Source organism: Paraferrimonas haliotis (assembly GCF_002282895.1).
Taxonomy (GTDB): domain Bacteria; phylum Pseudomonadota; class Gammaproteobacteria; order Enterobacterales; family Shewanellaceae; genus Paraferrimonas; species Paraferrimonas haliotis.
This window is the reverse complement of record NZ_NRRB01000001.1, coordinates 231,357-248,337: the sequence shown is the minus strand read 5'-3', so window position 1 is coordinate 248,337 and position 16,981 is coordinate 231,357. Positions and strand designations below refer to the sequence as shown.

The window sequence follows — 16,981 nt, the reverse complement described above, 5'->3', positions numbered from 1 at the left end:
ATAAAGTACCTGAAATTATTAGCATAACTATTATGCCTTGTAATGCCGCTTATGAAGTGCGGTTGGAAGCTAGCTTAGACTTATGAAAAAACTATTTTCAGCGCTCATTGCCGTCAGCCTATTGATGGTCACGCAAGTACACGCAAACACGCTTATGGCCTCTTCTGCCTTTGGATTTTTGAAATCCGAGCCGGAATTAATGCCAGTAAACCAAGCGTTTCAAGAGGATTTCTCGCAAACGGGCGCGGTACTTACCGTCAGCTTTGACATCGCCGATGGCTATTACTTATACCGTGATAAGTTGCAATTCAGTGCCAGTGATGCCGACATTGGAGAAGCCGCTTTACCTGAAGGCAAAATGCACCACGACGAATATTTTGGTGAGCAAGAGGTTTACTACAATCAAGTCAGCTTTCAAATCCCCATCCAGCAAGCAGGCAGCGCCGCCGAACTCGAATTAACCTTTATGGGTTGCGCCGAGGGCAAACTTTGCTTTCCGCCGACCAAAATTGCCATTCCACTGCTGACGGTTGATGCCGCCGATGGCGTGGCCAGCATTGCCTCAAGCGACACCAGCGGCACAGCAGCCAACACGCCCCCCCAAACCCAACAAGCGGGTTTGGCGGCTATGCTGGAAAATGACAGCTTTTGGCTCACCTTATTGGTGTTCTTTGGATTGGGGATAGGCTTGGCCTTAACCCCCTGCGTGTTCCCCATGTACCCGATTTTATCTGGCATCATTGTAGGTCAAGGTAAAAAACTGTCGCTAGGACGCGCGTTCACCTTATCCATGGCCTATGTGCAGGGTATGGCGGTTACCTACTCGCTGTTGGGGTTAATTGTGGCCAGCGCCGGCATGAAGTATCAAGCGGCACTGCAACACCCAGCGGTACTGATTACCATCGCTGTTTTCTTTGTCATTTTGAGTTTGTCCATGTTTGGCTTGTACGAATTGCAGCTGCCAAGCAAGTGGCAAGAAAAGCTTAACAACATCAGCAATAACCAAAAAGGCGGCACCTTAATGGGTGTGGTCATGATGGGCGTACTCTCTGGTTTGGTGGCCTCACCTTGTACCACGGCTCCGTTATCCGGCGCCTTAATTTACGTAGCTCAAAGCGGTGATTTACTGCTGGGCTTCTTAGCATTGTACGCACTGAGCATGGGGATGGGCGTTCCGCTTCTGATTATTGGCACCACCGGCGGTAAATTATTGCCTCGTGCCGGTGCCTGGATGGAAATCATCAAAACCATCTTTGGTTTCTTGTTGATAGCGGTTGCTATCATCATGCTTGAGCGTATTTGGCCAGGATTGTGGATGGAGATGCTGTGGACCGTGTGGGCCATAAGCTTCATTGGTTATTTAATGCACCAGAACAAGCTGACCCAATTTAACTGGAAGCAATCGGCTCGCTCTGTGGTGTTGATCCTCATGCTCATGGCCAGCTTCAGTTACGGCTTTCACCACCTAATGGCTGAATTACACCCACAAGGCGCAAGCCAAGCTCAGGCAAAGCACGCCACCTTTGAGCGCATTAAGTCACTGGCGGATTTAGAAGAAGCACTGGCTCAAGCAAAAGCCGACGGCAAGCCAGTGATGCTGGATTTGTACGCCGATTGGTGTGTCGCCTGTAAAGAGTTTGAAAGCAAAACCTTTGTTGCTCCGAACGTGGACGAGCGCTTAAAACAATACGTGTTGTTGCAAGCGGACGTTACCAACGGTGATGATCTAGATAATGAGCTGCTTGAGCACTTTGGCGTGTTAGGTCTGCCAACCATTTTGTTCTTTGACCAGCAAGGTGAGCTGCAGGATTCTCTAACGGTAACCGGCTTTATGAGTGCACAACCATTTGCCGACCATCTGGACATTATTCTAGAGCCAGAACAAGAAGAAAAATAAAACACACAAGCTAATTTATAGAGGAAATCCATGGACGGAATCAAGACCAAAGCCCCTTATTACAAGGGGCTACTCGCCCTACTCGCCACAGTGTTTATCAGTGGCTGCGAGAGTACCCCAAAACCCAATGAGCTTGAGGACAACTACCCAGACGTAACGATTGCTCCAGCGTTATTGGCGCAAAAAGACTTCCAGCGAGTGGTTCGCCACCCTCCTCGCTATCCAAGAGCAATGGCCGAGTCCGGCACCATGGGCTGTGCTTCGGTGGAGTTGGTACTATCCCCTGACTATCGCTTATTGCAGTTGCGTGTTATTGAGCAATCAACACCTGAGTTCGGTCAAGCGGCGTACGACTCGGTGCGACGTTGGCATTGGGGCAGCGTTACTGAAGGCTTATTAAGCGAAACCACCAAAACCGTTACCCGCATGAACTTTTGCTTAGAAGATGGCAGCGGGCGTTGTCCACAGGCGATCTCTGACAACTGCCCCGGCAGCGACGTGCTCAATTCCATTGGCTATAAAATTCGAGGCTAATGGCGGAAAAGGTTATCTTTGAACCATAAAAAACGGCGCTTAATAGCGCCGTTTTTGTTGAGTCGATTAAAGGCTTTTAAACGCTGCTTAGAAGAACAAATTGGCCATTAATACGATGATTGGCAAGGTTACCAGCGTACGTAAAATGAATACGATAAACAGTTGGGTTAGGGTCACTGGAATCTTACTGCCCAGAAGCAATGCACCCACTTCCGACATAAAGATAAGCTGAGTGACCGACAGCGCCGCAATAATAAAACGGGTCATATCGCTTTCAATGCTGGCCGCAAGAATAGACGGCACAAACATGTCGGCAAAACCCACCACCATGGTTTTAGAAGCCGCTACCGCTTCTGGTACTTGCATTAGCTCAAGTAGAGGTACGAAGGGTGCACCAAGCCAGTTAAATACCGGCGTAAACTCGGCAATCATGGTAGCAATGGTGCCTACCGCCATAACGACCGGCAAAATGGCAAACAGCATCTCAATGGCATTCTTAAAACCATCGTTGACCAACTTACCGAAGCTCGGCGCTTTGGCGGCGCGCTCCATGGCCATTTCCACACCATAGCCAACCAAGTTTTTTCCAGCTGGAATGACTTCCACGTCTTTGGTTGGCTCTGAGCCATCAATGTAAGTATTAGGAATATTGCGCAGCGGTGGCAGTCTCGGCACGATAATGGCCGCTAAGATACCGGCTACACACACCGTTAGGTAAAACGCCGCAAACATGTGCTCTAATTTTACTTGGCTAATAATCACTAAGGTGAAGGTAATGGATACCAACGAAAAGTTGGTACCAATAATGGCGGCTTCTCGTTTGGTGAAGATCTTTTGTTCGTACTGCTTACTGGTCATTAAGATACCGACACTGCCATCACCTAACCAAGAGGCGATGCTGCTGACCGCACTTCGACCTGGCAAGTTAAACAGCGGGCGCATAACCTTTGTGAGCATTACGCCAATGAACTCCAGCAAACCGAAGTTAAGCAATAAGGGCATCAGCAAACCGGCTAATATGAACACCGCAAATAAGGTGGGCATTAAGTCAAACAACACCAAACCACCGGTGGAGTCTGCCCATGCCGCCTCAGGGCCCACTTTATAGAACGCCAATGTGGCAAATAAAGCCCCTAACATGCGAGTAACGAACCAAGCGTTGCTGACGTACAGCAAATCACTTAGAAACGGTGAGCGATTCACCACATCGGGTTTAACAACTTTTGCAATTATGGTGGTTAGCGCGGTTACCCAAATCACCGCCACAATAACATCAAAGATGTAGTCCCCAAGCCCTTGTTTAATCAGGCCTGCCATTGCCGCAATCGGAATGGTAACCGCACCGTCGATGCTGACTGGCGTCATAAACAGCAAAATGCCTATGAATGAAGGGATGAGGAAAAGGAGTAAGTTTTTAGTTTTTGACATGTCGCCCTGCTATAAGATTGTTTGCGCGCAAATGGGTTAAATTACACCGTTTTGCGAGACTGGCGACTGCTGGCAACAGCCGCTTTAAAAGTCATTTCATTTATTTGGAAATCAGACTACTCGCTTTTAGTGCGCTTGTAAATTGCATAAATGACCGCTTAAGCATGGATATTTATTCACTATCAACAAAAAGCCAACAGCCTTCAACAAGCAAATGAAATTATTAGTTATTTTTAGTTCGCGCAAAAAATATCACTCTGTTAACAAGGCTTAAAACAGCTAACGTTTATGACACATTTGCTACAATTTTGCCTAGAATCTCAATATATTTGCCTAAATACTCAGTAAAAGCTAAAGTTCTACCATAACAATAGCCCTATCTCTTTTGCTTTTTATCAGACTCGGAGCCCCATGGAACCCGCCATTATCGTTATAGCACTGGTTTGCGGATTCATCTGCAATCGACTTGGTTTACCTTCGCTACTCGGCTATCTAGCCGCAGGCTTTGTGTTATACAGCTTAGGAATGGCGGATACCCACTTGCCTTTGCTGCAACAACTGGCGGATCTCGGGGTGTTGTTGTTATTGTTCGCGATTGGCTTGAAGCTGGACATTCGCAGCCTTGCCAAAGCGCAAGTATGGGGAGGAGCCAGCGCGCATGTATTGCTTTCGGTAACCCTATTTGTGCCATTTTTAAAGGTACTAGGATGGCTAGGATTGTCGCAACTGCAAGCATTGGATACTTGGCAATTGTTGCTGTTAAGTTTCGCTCTGTCGTTTTCAAGTACCGTATTTGCCGTTAAAACGCTAGAAGAAAAAGGTGAAATGGCGTCCTTGTATGGCCAAATAGCCATTGGTGTGCTGATCATGCAAGACGTGTTCGCGGTCATCTTTTTAACCGTATCTAAAGGCGAATTCCCCAGTTATTGGGCGCTGGCACTGTTAGCCTTGCCTTTGCTTAGACCGCTCTTTTCGATGGCCCTCGACAAAGTTGGCCGTGGCGACGTGCTGGTGCTGTTCGGTTTAGCCATGGCCTTAGTGTTTGGCGCTGCCTTATTCGAAATGGTGGGATTAAAGCCGGATCTAGGCGCCTTGATCATGGGCATTATGCTAGCCAATCACAAACGGGCATCGGAGCTGGCGAAGTCTTTGTTCGAGTTGAAAGAGTTATTGCTGGTGGCGTTTTTCTTAACCGTTGGCCTTAATGGTTTACCAAGCCTGCAAGACTTCAGTTTAGCGTTGTTATTACTGCTGTTGTTGCCGGTTAAAATGGCCATGTTTTTCGTGCTGTTCACTCGCTTTTCACTGCGTGCCCGTACCGGGCTTTTAGCGGCATTAAGCCTAACTAACTTCAGTGAGTTCGGGTTAATTGTAGCGGCGGTTGCAAGCTTTAAAGGGTGGCTACCAGCGCAGTTTGTGGTGGTGTTAGCCATTGCCCTTTCCATTAGCTTTCTAATTGCAGCGCCACTGAATACCCATTCCGAACGCATCTATCAAACCTGGCAAAGTTTTTGGCATCGTTTTCAAAAATCTCACCTCTCGGTGGTGGACCAGCCCATTAATTTAGGCAGCCCTCGCTTCCTTATTCTGGGAATGGGCCGCATTGGTAGTGGTGCCTATGATGAATTGGTGACGCGCTATGGCAACTGTGTAGTAGGTATCGACCACAAACCCGATATTATTGATTTGCATAGAGAGCAAGGGCGCAACGTGATTTTAGGCGATGCCGTAGACACCGATTTTTGGCATAAAATTGATCCCTCCGCCGGCATTGAGATGGTGTTACTCGCCATGCCACATCACCAAGGTAACTTGTTTGCCCTAGGGCAATTAAATCACAGTGCCTACAAAGGCCAAGTCAGCGCTATTGTTCAATTTGAAGAGGAAGTCGAAGAGCTCAAAGAGTTAGGTGTTGCCGCGGTATATAACGTATTTGAGGCTGCAGGAGCCGGTTTTGCCGAGCAAATAGCCTATGAGCTCATGCCGGAACCGCAAACTCAATACAGCACCGATGGCAAAAATAATCCGCTCTAGCTTAACGATTCTCATTAATATCTGTTAATAGACGCTGGCACTTAGCCACAGTTATGTTAGCTTAAGGGGGTGTTTCTGAATTTTGGCAGTATCGGAGTTCAACAATGTCCACCCCCGCTCAAGCAGCACAAGCGCTGTTTGAACTAACCTATGACACTGTGCCTACAGCAATGTTTAAGGCACCGGGACGCGTTAATCTTATTGGCGGTCACACCGACTATAATGAAGGCTTGGTGTTACCAGCAGCCATCAACTTCCACACGGTTATTGCAGTTAGCCCGAATTCCGATAATTGCATTAATGCCGTAAGCGCGCGTTTTGGTGCAGAGGTCCAATCGTGGCAAATAAGCAGCGAAGAACAGCAAGACAATGATAACGCCCCCTGGTTTAACTATTTAATCGGTTTGTGTCGTTCGTTTTTGCTAACGGGCCTCGATATAAAAGGCATGAACGTTGCCATAGCATCTAATGTGCCTCTTAATGCGGGACTGGCCTCATCAGCGGCACTAGAGATTGCCTTTGCCATGGCTCTCAGCGAACAAAACCAACTGCATTTATCCAATTTAGCTTTAGCGCAGCTGGCACAACGCAGTGAATATCAGTACGTAGGCTTTGAGTGCGGCTTAATGGATCAAATGATCAGCGCTTGCGCGCGGGAAGATCACGCCATGATGATAGACTGCATGGACATGAGTGCTAAGCCCATTGAAATTCCAGATAACCTCAGTTTACTCATCTTTATGCCCACTCAACCCCTTAAACGCAGTGCCGATGATTACCATCTACGACAGCACGAATGCGCGCAAGCAGCACAGCACTTTGGCGTAGAAAGTTTACGCGAGCTTACCTTGTCTCAGCTAGAACAAGGCAAGGCCAGTTTATCCCCTACCTTGTACAAGCGAGCATTGCATGTGCTTGGAGAAAATGCTCGCGTCTACAGCGCTGGCAAGGCGTTACAAAGAGGGCAACTGGCTAAATTCTCGCAGATCATGGCACAAGCGCATGAGTCCATGCGGGATAACTTTGAACTGAGTGTGCCGCAAATTGATCAATTAGTGGATTCGATTAATCAAGTGGTCGGTGATAAAGGTGGTGTTAGAATTACTGGAGGTGGCGTTGGCGGTTGCGTTGTGGCGTTAATTGATCACGACTACACCGAAGCGGTTTTCTCCGCCGTCGAAGGTGAATTCAGTAAACAAACCGGCGTTGATGTAACGACCTTTATTTGTCATCCATCCGATGGCGTTCATCAATTGTCTATCGAGCAAGCTTAAGCTCTTGCGGCTACTGCTGCTTTTCAATGATCAGCTTTAAAACGAAGCTCATGGCCTGTTGGCAGTTTGGTTGGCTGAGCAGGGCCTGTTTATCTTGATCAATAATGGGTAACACCTCAAGCCAACGTTGACTTACCCAGTTAGCATCATCCAATTGTGCATCTGGGTATAACTCCAATAAATCTGGGTTCTCTTGGTAAAAATACTTTAGTGCTGTGGAAAGCAATTCAAACTCGGAAGCCAAAGGATAAGCCGGCCAGTTTGGCAGTCGAATGACTTGTGCTTTCCAAAGACTCTCTGATACTGAGTAAGTACTTACTACCCGCAACCGATTTATCCCCTCAAAGACAAACGAGGTGCTGTTGTCATCCAGTTGAAAAAAGTCGATGATGCGACACGCGGTAGCGTAGCGTAAGCAAGGTAAGCTATTGGCGTTGGCCTCTTCGTTGATAACCCCTAACGCAATGGGCGTTTCATGTTTATAGTGGTCCACCACCAACTGCATTACCTCGGGTTGGGTAATGCGCAGCTCTAACCGTCCTTGGGGGAGTATCCATTGTTCCAATATGATCAGGTTAGTCCGCTCGGTTCGCATGGGGTTGTCCTTGGCTAAGCACCTAAATACAGTTTAGCACTTAACCATTAAGACCGATTATTTCCCCGTTAACTTACAACGCCTCTATCAGTAGCGGACTTTCACCGCTGCACAATTGCCGAAATTCTAGGGCTAACGCTTCGCTTAGCGCCGCTGCTTGATGCCAATTATGCTTGCGTTGCGCATCGGGTATTTTGCCAAAGTCTGAGCGATCCGGCAGTTTCTTTAAAGGCAATTGCTCAATGAATGCTTGGGTTGGACTTAGCAGCAGCGTATGGCTGAAGTTCGCTGGTTTTTTGCGACTTGGGAAAAACTTATCGAACCATCCAGCATAAGCACCATTGATAAAGTGCGGGTAAATAGTGAGCTTTTTAGGCTCAGGTGCAATGTCGAAGTGGTAGTCGGAAATACCACCGTCGAAATAATACCCTTTTGGCGCATTGGCGATATTGGTTACCGGCGCCGATAGCAAGGGTATGGAGCCGGTCGCCACTAACACATCTTCCAAATTGTGCTCGGTTAACGCAGCAAATTGCGTTGGCAGATCGGTAAGGGTGGCATAGGGGCTGTCATCAACCACACCAAAGATGACGCGACGATAATGCCAATCTAAACTGCGCCGACTCACGCTATTTGTAGCAGCTGCAAGCATTAACGCGGTTGCGATTCTCGCTTTATGGGTGGAAGCGCCTAAACGCCGTGCTTGAGACGCCACTAAGTTGGTTTGCCAAGCGCCATTGTTTAGCACCTCATGAGTACCACTGCGGCTTAGCGACTGTCGAATTAACTGACGAATTTGCTGTTCAATTTGCGGTTGTGTTGGTCGAGCATCGGCATCAAAGCTAATGTAGGCCTGTTGCAATCGACGATGCGCCGCATCCCCGTCAACACAGGCCAACGCGGTAGTTCGCCAGCCTCCGCTTGAAGCGCCAATGGCGTCCATTCGATGCCGACCGGCCTTGTGCCACTGACGCCATATCTCGCGGTCCAATTCCGCGATGGCTAACCACTTGGGGCCTCCGGATGCGGCTTGAAACCGCTCAAAGTCAGCCAGCCTTAGCCCGTGTTGTTCTAGATGGCGTTTAGCATAAGGCCCTGCAGCGAGCTGCAACAGCGGTTTAGCGCCCATAGTTAATCCTTTTTAAAACAATTCCCGTATAGGTTATCAGGTTGATATTTGTTAACCAATTCATCACACTGTAACTCATAAAGAAAATAACTTACCGAGGCCATTTTGACTAAGCCACTAACGAATCTATACAGCAAAATTTTAACTGAAATTGGCGAAGATCCTAAACGGAACGGCTTACTAGACACTCCTCAACGAGCCGCCAAAGCTATGAAATTCCTTACTCAAGGATATCATCAGGAACTCAACGACATCGTAAATAACGCGGTGTTTGACTCTGATACCGATGAAATGGTGATTGTGCAAAATATTGAGCTGTATAGCATGTGTGAACATCATATGCTGCCATTTATTGGCCAATGCCACATCGCCTATTTACCGCGAGGCAAAGTACTTGGCTTGTCAAAATTTGCACGCATAGTCGATATGTTTGCAAGACGACTGCAAATTCAAGAGAACTTAACCAAGCAAATTGCAGAAGCCGTACAAGAGGTAACCGACGCAGCCGGTGTCGCCGTGCTTGTGGAAGCTAAGCACATGTGCATGATGATGCGCGGCGTTGAAAAGCAAAACTCGAAGATGAAGTCGTCAGTAATGCTCGGCGCGTTTCGCAATGATGTGAAAACTCGCAACGAATTTTTGATGTTGCTCGGCAGATAGCCGAAAAAATGCTCGACCCAACGCCACTATTTCCCTATAGTGGCGCACTTCATTCGTCCAAATCCCCTCGATAAAGAGATTAACCTGTGATTACGACTGCTAACGTCACCATGCAATTTGGTGCTAAACCGCTATTCGAAAACATTTCTGTAAAATTTGGTAACGGCAACCGCTACGGCTTAATTGGCGCAAACGGCTGCGGTAAATCCACTTTTATGAAGATCTTAGATGGCTCGTTAACGCCATCATCGGGCTCGGTTTCGGTGGCGCCGAATGAGCGCGTGGGCAAGTTGCATCAAGACCAGTTTGCTTTTGAGCAATACACAGTTATTGATACCGTTATTATGGGTCACAGCGAATTGTGGGCGGTAAAACAAGAACGAGACCGCATTTATTCCCTTGCGGAAATGTCTGAAGAAGAAGGCATGCTAGTCGCCGACTTAGAGGTTCAGTTTGCTGAGATGGACGGCTATAGTGCAGAAAGCCGTGCCGGAGAAATTTTGCTAGCAGCAGGTATTGAGGAATCGCTTCACTTTGGTTTAATGAGTGAAGTCGCGCCGGGTTGGAAACTACGGGTTCTGCTGGCTCAAGCCTTGTTCTCGGATCCCGATATTTTGTTGCTCGACGAGCCTACCAACAACCTCGACATTGATACCATTCGCTGGCTAGAGGAAGTGCTCAATAGCCGCCGCTCTACCATGATCATCATTTCCCACGATCGTCATTTCCTTAACGCGGTCTGTACCCATATGGCGGACATTGACTACGGAGAACTTCGCGTTTATCCGGGCAACTACGATGACTTTATGTTTGCCTCTACTCAGGCCCGCGAACGCTTACAAGCTGAAAATGCTAAAAAATCGGCACAAATAGCTGAGCTACAGCAATTTGTGAGTCGCTTCTCTGCCAATGCGTCAAAGGCGAAACAGGCTACCAGCCGAGCGAAGCAGATCGAGAAAATAAAACTTGATGACATTAAGGCCTCCAGCCGAGTTAACCCGTTTATTCGTTTCACCCAAGAAAAGAAGCTGCACCGAAATGCACTGATTATAGAGCAGCTGGGTCACGGTTTTGATGGTGAAACCTTATTTGAAGGGGGTGAGTTTATTCTAGAGGCCGGCACTAAGCTTGCGATTTTAGGTGAGAACGGTGTTGGAAAGTCCACCCTGCTGCGGTGCTTGATGAGCGAACTCGATGCCAACAGCGGTACCATTCAGTGGTCCGAAAACGCCGCCTTAGGTTACTGTCCTCAAGACACTAACCGCGAGTTTCAACAAGACATTACGTTGTTTGATTGGATGAGCCAATGGCGCAAACCTGGTCACGATGACCAAATCGTGCGCAGCACCTTAGGCCGATTGCTCTTTTCTGCTCATGATTTCACTAAAAAAGTTGCGGTATGCAGTGGTGGCGAAAAGAACCGACTGTTATTCGGTAAGCTTATCATGCAAGCACCAAATGTTTTGATTTTAGATGAGCCTACCAACCACTTAGACATGGAGTCGATTGAGTCGTTAAACCTAGCACTGGAAATGTATGAAGGGACATTAATTTTTGTGAGTCACGACCGTGAATTTGTGTCGTCTTTAGCGAACCGCATTATCGAGATCAAAGATAAGCAACTGGTGGATTTCCAAGGTACCTACGAGGAGCTGTTAGCTAAGCAACTCGCTGAAAAATAATACTCTCATAAGTAACAAAAACTAAAAAGGCCATCGATTAACATCGATGGCCTTTTCTATTTAAACTAAACTATCAAGCGTTCTAAAACTTCCTTAGAAAGTTTGAGTGTAACGCAAGTAGTAGGCACGACCCACTGGGCTGTATAGATACAAGTCATAACCTGGGTGACCATAGTAGTCGTGGTTTAACTCTGGATCTTTATCAGTTAGGTTACGAACACCTACGCTGACTTTACCATCCCAAGGTGCATTATAAGCAAACTGAATGTCGTGAGTAATGTGAGCGTCTACGTTGTAAACGGTACCACTAATCTCTGACTCTTGTTTGTCAATGTAGTAAGAGTTCCAAGCAACAGAGAAATCTGAAACCATATAGGTAAGACCTACGTTACCACGCATCTTAGGTTGACCCATTTCACCGATGTAATCAATCTCATCAGCAGTAGCGTCGACTTTCTCAGCCCACTCTAAGATGTAGTTCCAGTCAATCTTGAAGTTGAAATCACCAGCACCGGTTTCTACGAAGTAATTGGTGTTGAAATCAATACCGCTGGTATTAAGCGTACCCAAGTTTTGTGAAGTCAATTTCAAGTAATCCACTTCACCAGTGTTAGTACGGAATACCAAACCACCTTGGCCAGCTGCTTCTAGGTCAAATGCTTTTTGAGCAGAAATAGTACCAATAGTATCTTCGATTTCGATTTTGTAGTAACCCAATTCTACGTCCCAAGAATCGGTAATGTTAACTACTGTACCAAAGGTCAATGACTCTGACTGCTCAGCGTCTAGAGCTTCGTTACCACCATAGAATGCGCGATATTGTGCAGAGCTACAAACTGGGTCACTTGGGTCACCAGCGTTAGCACAAGCAGTTGTGTCAATTGCTGATGGGAAAGACTCTGATTGGTTACCGTACAAATCATCAAATGCTGGTGCACGGAAGCCTTTACCCCAAGAACCACGCAGTAACCAAGAATCAAACGGACGGTAAGTCACACCAACTTTAGGGTTAGTAGTGTTACCGAAGTCAGAGTAGTTATCGTAGCGTAGAGATAAGTTGACATCTAAACCATCAATAACTGGAACAATGGTTTCTGCAGATGCAGAGAAGATATCACGACTCTTACCATAAATGTTGTCACCACCAGAAGTACCGGCAAGCTCTAAACGGTTAGAGTTAGGATCATTCTCTTGCATGAAGCTGGTAGAGTTATACTCCAAACCTAAAGCTAAAGGTACTGCGCCAGCTGGTAGTTCAAACATGTCAAAGCTCAAAGAAGCATCAGCTGCGAATGTTTGAGTACGGCCACGGTATACTCCCCAGTCGTTAAACTTAGCCATTACCGTTTCTGCTTCACCTGGTGTGTACTTAACTTCTGTTCCATCGGCTCTCATGTAATCTAAGCCAAAGAAGTTCAGTTCACCGGAGTCTAGGGCGTTTTGAATCGCAACTTTGTTCGCGAGGTTTTTGTTAATACCCGTTACTTCAGAACGGATGAACTGAGTACCAACTTCCCAGTTTGAACCACCTAAAATATCAACTGAACCACGAAGACCTGCTAGAAGGTTCATTTCGAAATCTTCTACTTCTGAGTCACGGTTACCGTTAGGTACTGTGCGCATCAGTAGTAAAACATTTTGATTTAGCATATTACCGTCTGCATCAGGAGTTTGGCCATCAAACCCATATTTTTTAGCCGCAGTGTCATACAAATCAGCATTAGCATCGGTACGAGTGAAAATTGGATACGGCTGAGTAACTGGAGCTGCTGCAAAGCGCCCTTCAGTCCATACGCGAGATACCATTGCGCGGCTGAAAAAATCCACATCGTCGTTGATGGTGTGATTGACGTTAATGTAAGTTGAGAAACGTTGTTGCGCCGCCATGGTGGCTGAGTCTGCTGCGTAGTTGTAGTTACAGCGACCATTTGCACCAATGTAAGAGTTAGGGAAGTCCGCCGAGTCACCAATATTAGTTGGGCAGCGAGCATCGATAAACTCAGAACCTGGTTTTGCATCCGGGTCAGCTGGCTTACCTGCCCAACTTGGAATACCACCACCTGGCCAACCAAATGAAGTACCAGTACCTACGGCACTGTAAGGACGTTGCGCGTCGTACAAAGCTTCACGCTTGTAGTATTCCATAGAAGCAACGACGTTGGTTTTATCATTCGAAGCACCGAAGGTCATTCGAGCACTGTTTTCATCAGCGCCTTCTTCTTGAGGACGACCAAATTCTACCTCAATGTTGCCACCGTTGTAGTCTTTCTCGGTAATTACGTTAATTACACCGGCAATCGCATCTGAACCGTAAACGGCTGAAGCGCCATCACGAAGAATTTCAACACGCTTAACCGCAGCCATTGGAATAGTGTTCAAGTTCTGAGTCGAGCCACCAAACGCTGCAGAATAACCAGTACGACGTCCGTCAATAAGTACTAAGGTGCGCTGTGGACCAAGGCCACGAAGGTCTACTGTTGACTGAGACGCTTGACCAGAACCAAAGCCTGACGCGTCACGGAATGAACCGAACGAGTTCTGTGCTAGGTTACGAACAAAGTCGGAAACTGTTGGCATACCAGACGCTTCGATCGTGGCACGATCAATAACGGTAACCGGTGAAGAAGTTTCTAGGTCCGCTCGTTGAATTCGAGAACCGGTAACTTCGATACGTTCTACTTCTTCATCCGCTGCAATTGCTGTTGGCACAGTAAACACTGAAGCTACTGCTCCGAAAGCAAGAGCTGTACGAACTGACTTCGCCAATATGCTATTGGAATGCATTATTATCTCTCCCATTAGATTTTATTTTTATAAACCGCTTTCAATGGCAGTTTTGGTAAATCCCACTTTATTCGGTTAACAATTTGTTACTCGAATGCGAGGGTTGCAACAATAAAACCACAGCAAAAGCAAAAAGGCAACACATTTAATAACATTAAAATAACACTTATTTTTAACGGCACCCTACTATTGGCAAGAGTTGCTCTAGCAAGCGCCATCTATATGGTAATTAAGGAAATTCTTATGATGGTTCGGGCAAAAATAAAGGCTTGATGTTCAGAAATTAAAGCGGTTAAAAAACAAACAAATATAATCAATAAATCACTTGAAATCTGTTTCTCATTATCCTGGGTGCATAACTATTCACAAAAAACGACTTAATAACACTTCATTACATTCCGATATAAAAATGATTGGAAATATTGTTTATCTCTTTTTATTCTCTCGCTACTTATATAAATAGTAGGTGTCACAGTGACTGCACATTGGAATAATTATTGGGCGCAAGGAAATACCTCTTCATTTGCTAATGAGGTGGATAATGAATTTCAAGAACAAATTGATCGGATTTGGCTAGATGCCGTGGCGGGGTTACCCCCCCCAAGACCAAATGCTCGATATTGCTACTGGAAATGGCACCATCCCCCTGCAACTTATAAAGCACACCAGCAAGCTTCCTCAAACCATTGTTGTGTGCGATTTAGCAAAGATTGATGGTCAATTCGCTCTAAAACAAGCTTCTGAAATCGCACCAGAAATTCAATTAGTGTTCGATTCCGAAATAAATTGTGAAGCACTTCCTTATGAAGACCAAAGGTTCCAGCTGGTTTGCAGTCAATTTGGGATTGAATACAGCCAACTCGAGCTGTCCCTTCAGCAAGTATTCCGAGTGTTATCCGCCAAAGGCACAGCGCAGTTTATTTGCCACCATCAAGATTCATTTATACTCAAACAAAACCGACATACCTTAGCGTTATTAGAAAGCCAAGAATTTACTGAATTGTTAAAAGGGGCTCATCAACTTAATGGAGCTTATGGCGACATATCCAGTCGAGTTAAGCTCCGTCGCGCACTGGCTAGTGATGCTGTAAAATCAGCAAATCAAAACATATCATCAATCAGTAATCGCCTAATTGAGGCCTACCAAGATGAATTGGCTAGCACCGGTGCCTTAGAGCAAATACAAGATGTGTTTAGCCGCTTTATTCAAGAGCCTATCGATTCGAGAGCCTCTCGTTTAGATGAAGTTGAACAGGTTTATAAGTTGCATACGCAACGCCTTAAAGACTTACGCTCAGCCGCATTATCGGCCACGCAAATGTCCAACTTAGAAGCCAAGGCAACACAGTTAGGTTTCGTTTCCACCAGCAGTCAGCCCGTCTATTGCGGTCAACGATTGCTTGGTTGGCATGTAAAACTATTAAAGTGAACCTATTTCCAAAAAAAAGCCCTCGTTTATCGAGGGCTCTCTATACCGTAACCGCCAATTACTTCATTTTGGCCTCACGAGCAGCGGCTTTCTTATCCCACTCTTTAACCGTTGTTTTAAGAAATTCTTGCTTATCTGCGTTCATCTTCTTCATATCCATGCCTAAGGCCGCTTGTGCTTTGGCTTTAGTGGAAATGTCAGGCAACTTAACAGGGCCTGCTTGGCCTTTGCTCGCTAATAAGTGAGCAAGTTTAACCCGCGCGTCGGCGGCTTTACTTACCGCGGTACCTAAGATGCGCAATGCTTCATCTGGCGCGTGAGCCGATACGCCGTGCGAGGCAATGGCATAATCCCAACGCCATTGAGAATGACGAATTAGGGTTAAAATGTCTTTCATTTCCACGTCAGTAGCGCCTGCTTTCCAAGCCGCAGCCGCTTCAAAGTGCGCTGCCACTAATTGCTTTTCAGCCTTAAGCTTAATCTCGGTTACCGCATCGTGGCGAGCTTGCATCACACCTTCTAGCATTTCTTTGCTTTGGTCGTGGCAACGAGCACAGGTAAACTCGAACTGATCAAACGGGTTACCCACTTTATGATCCGTGTATTTTTTACCGTTTTCATCGGTAACACGAGGCATGTGGCAATCAGTACAACTTACGTTGTTTTTGCCGTGGATACCGTCTCTCCAAGTTTCGAAACCAGGATGCTGCGCTTTTAACATCGGTGCTTTTGACAATCCATGAGTCCAGTCAGCAAATTGCAATGCATCGTAGTAAGCTTCCATGGCTTCAACGGTCGTACCGCCATCCCATGGGAACTTAACAAAGCCTTTTTTATCGGCGGTTTTCTCAAAGTAGTATTCTACGTGACACTGAGAACACACCATGGTTTGTTTGTCTTTGCGTGACGCTTTTGCAAACGGCATGTCGATGGCTTCGAAAGCTCGGTCTGCATAGGGACGCGAAATACGCAGTTTAGGTGAGCCTTTGTCGTGACAGTCGCCGCAACCAATGGTGTTCACAATTTCAGAGCCACCTTTAGCCCATTTACCAGTGAAGTATGCTTTTTCACCGTTTTCTTCAATATAACGAGGAACGTCAGGGCTTTTACAGCTCCAACATGCCATTGGCATCGGACCATCTTCAGCAGTTTTTGGGGCTCCGGTTCGCAATGTTTCGCGCAAGTCGGTGACCGCATACATATGGCCACGGGCTTTGTTGTAGTCCTTGGCAAAACCATAACCGGCCCAAAGGATCACGAGATTAGGATCGCCTTCAAGCGCATCCACAATTTCTTCACTTTCTGCGGTTGCTTTCCAACTGTTGTACTGTTTAGGAAATTTCTTCTCATACATTTCGTTGCGAGGCTCTGTGCCCGGCTTGGCACTGACACCGGCAGCAAAAATCACTGCTGATAATAATGCCGACATGGTTAGCTGCAATGTTTTCATAAACGTTCTCTCATTATTATTAATACTCTTCCTGCTGGTGATTATGCTCCACCATGCATGCAACAAATGTATTACACGCAATAAC

Annotated in this window: 12 protein-coding genes; 7 read left to right on the top strand and 5 right to left on the bottom strand. The window is 46.5% G+C overall.

Annotated features, from left to right (window positions below; genetic code table 11):
• The first annotated feature begins 82 nt into the window (after nucleotides 1-82).
• Complete coding sequence (locus tag CLC91_RS01125; protein WP_095499849.1) at nucleotides 83-1,897, top strand: protein-disulfide reductase DsbD; 1,815 nt, start codon at nucleotides 83-85, stop codon at nucleotides 1,895-1,897.
• A gap of 30 nt (nucleotides 1,898-1,927) precedes the next feature.
• The gene (locus tag CLC91_RS01120) at nucleotides 1,928-2,431 is read left to right on the top strand and encodes an energy transducer TonB (RefSeq protein ID WP_095499848.1); all 504 of its coding nucleotides are present in this window, start codon (nucleotides 1,928-1,930) and stop codon (nucleotides 2,429-2,431) included.
• Between the two features lie 87 nt (nucleotides 2,432-2,518).
• Here the strand turns inward: CLC91_RS01120 and CLC91_RS01115 are convergent, their stop codons facing one another.
• Nucleotides 2,519-3,859, bottom strand: coding sequence for a YjiH family protein (locus CLC91_RS01115; protein ID WP_095499847.1), 1,341 nt, complete (start codon nucleotides 3,857-3,859; stop codon nucleotides 2,519-2,521).
• Between the two features lie 411 nt (nucleotides 3,860-4,270).
• On the opposite strand from CLC91_RS01115, the gene CLC91_RS01110 reads away from it, so the two are divergent.
• The gene (locus CLC91_RS01110; RefSeq protein WP_095499846.1) at nucleotides 4,271-5,893 is read left to right on the top strand and encodes a cation:proton antiporter family protein; all 1,623 of its coding nucleotides are present in this window, start codon (nucleotides 4,271-4,273) and stop codon (nucleotides 5,891-5,893) included.
• Between the two features lie 104 nt (nucleotides 5,894-5,997).
• Nucleotides 5,998-7,167, top strand: coding sequence for a galactokinase (gene galK, locus CLC91_RS01105; protein ID WP_095499845.1), 1,170 nt, complete (start codon nucleotides 5,998-6,000; stop codon nucleotides 7,165-7,167).
• A gap of 10 nt (nucleotides 7,168-7,177) precedes the next feature.
• Here galK and CLC91_RS01100 read toward each other — a convergent pair whose 3' ends face one another.
• Both CLC91_RS01100 and CLC91_RS01095 read right to left on the bottom strand, forming a co-directional pair.
• Nucleotides 7,178-7,762 (bottom strand): LON peptidase substrate-binding domain-containing protein, encoded by a 585-nt coding sequence (locus CLC91_RS01100; protein ID WP_095499844.1) that lies wholly within the window; start codon nucleotides 7,760-7,762, stop codon nucleotides 7,178-7,180.
• A gap of 73 nt (nucleotides 7,763-7,835) precedes the next feature.
• Nucleotides 7,836-8,891, bottom strand: a complete 1,056-nt coding sequence (locus CLC91_RS01095) for a patatin-like phospholipase family protein (protein WP_095499843.1) — start codon at nucleotides 8,889-8,891, stop codon at nucleotides 7,836-7,838.
• Between the two features lie 105 nt (nucleotides 8,892-8,996).
• Here CLC91_RS01095 and folE point away from each other — a divergent pair, with 105 nt between their 5' ends.
• On the top strand, nucleotides 8,997-9,551 hold the full coding sequence (folE, locus tag CLC91_RS01090) for a GTP cyclohydrolase I FolE (RefSeq protein WP_095499842.1): 555 nt from the start codon (nucleotides 8,997-8,999) through the stop codon (nucleotides 9,549-9,551).
• 86 nt (nucleotides 9,552-9,637) lie between these two features.
• The gene (locus CLC91_RS01085; RefSeq protein ID WP_095499841.1) at nucleotides 9,638-11,233 is read left to right on the top strand and encodes an ABC-F family ATPase; all 1,596 of its coding nucleotides are present in this window, start codon (nucleotides 9,638-9,640) and stop codon (nucleotides 11,231-11,233) included.
• 93 nt (nucleotides 11,234-11,326) lie between these two features.
• Here CLC91_RS01085 and CLC91_RS01080 read toward each other — a convergent pair whose 3' ends face one another.
• Nucleotides 11,327-14,017: a TonB-dependent receptor plug domain-containing protein gene (locus tag CLC91_RS01080; protein ID WP_095499840.1), complete on the bottom strand. Its 2,691-nt coding sequence runs from the start codon at nucleotides 14,015-14,017 to the stop codon at nucleotides 11,327-11,329.
• 577 nt (nucleotides 14,018-14,594) lie between these two features.
• Between CLC91_RS01080 and CLC91_RS01075 the strand changes: the two genes are divergently transcribed.
• Nucleotides 14,595-15,446, top strand: coding sequence for a class I SAM-dependent methyltransferase (locus CLC91_RS01075; RefSeq protein ID WP_095499839.1), 852 nt, complete (start codon nucleotides 14,595-14,597; stop codon nucleotides 15,444-15,446).
• A gap of 58 nt (nucleotides 15,447-15,504) precedes the next feature.
• Here CLC91_RS01075 and nrfA read toward each other — a convergent pair whose 3' ends face one another.
• Nucleotides 15,505-16,896 carry an ammonia-forming nitrite reductase cytochrome c552 subunit gene (gene nrfA / locus CLC91_RS01070; protein ID WP_095499838.1) on the bottom strand — a complete coding sequence of 464 codons (1,392 nt, stop codon included), beginning with the start codon at nucleotides 16,894-16,896 and terminating at the stop codon, nucleotides 15,505-15,507.
• Between the last annotated feature and the right edge of the window lie 85 nt (nucleotides 16,897-16,981).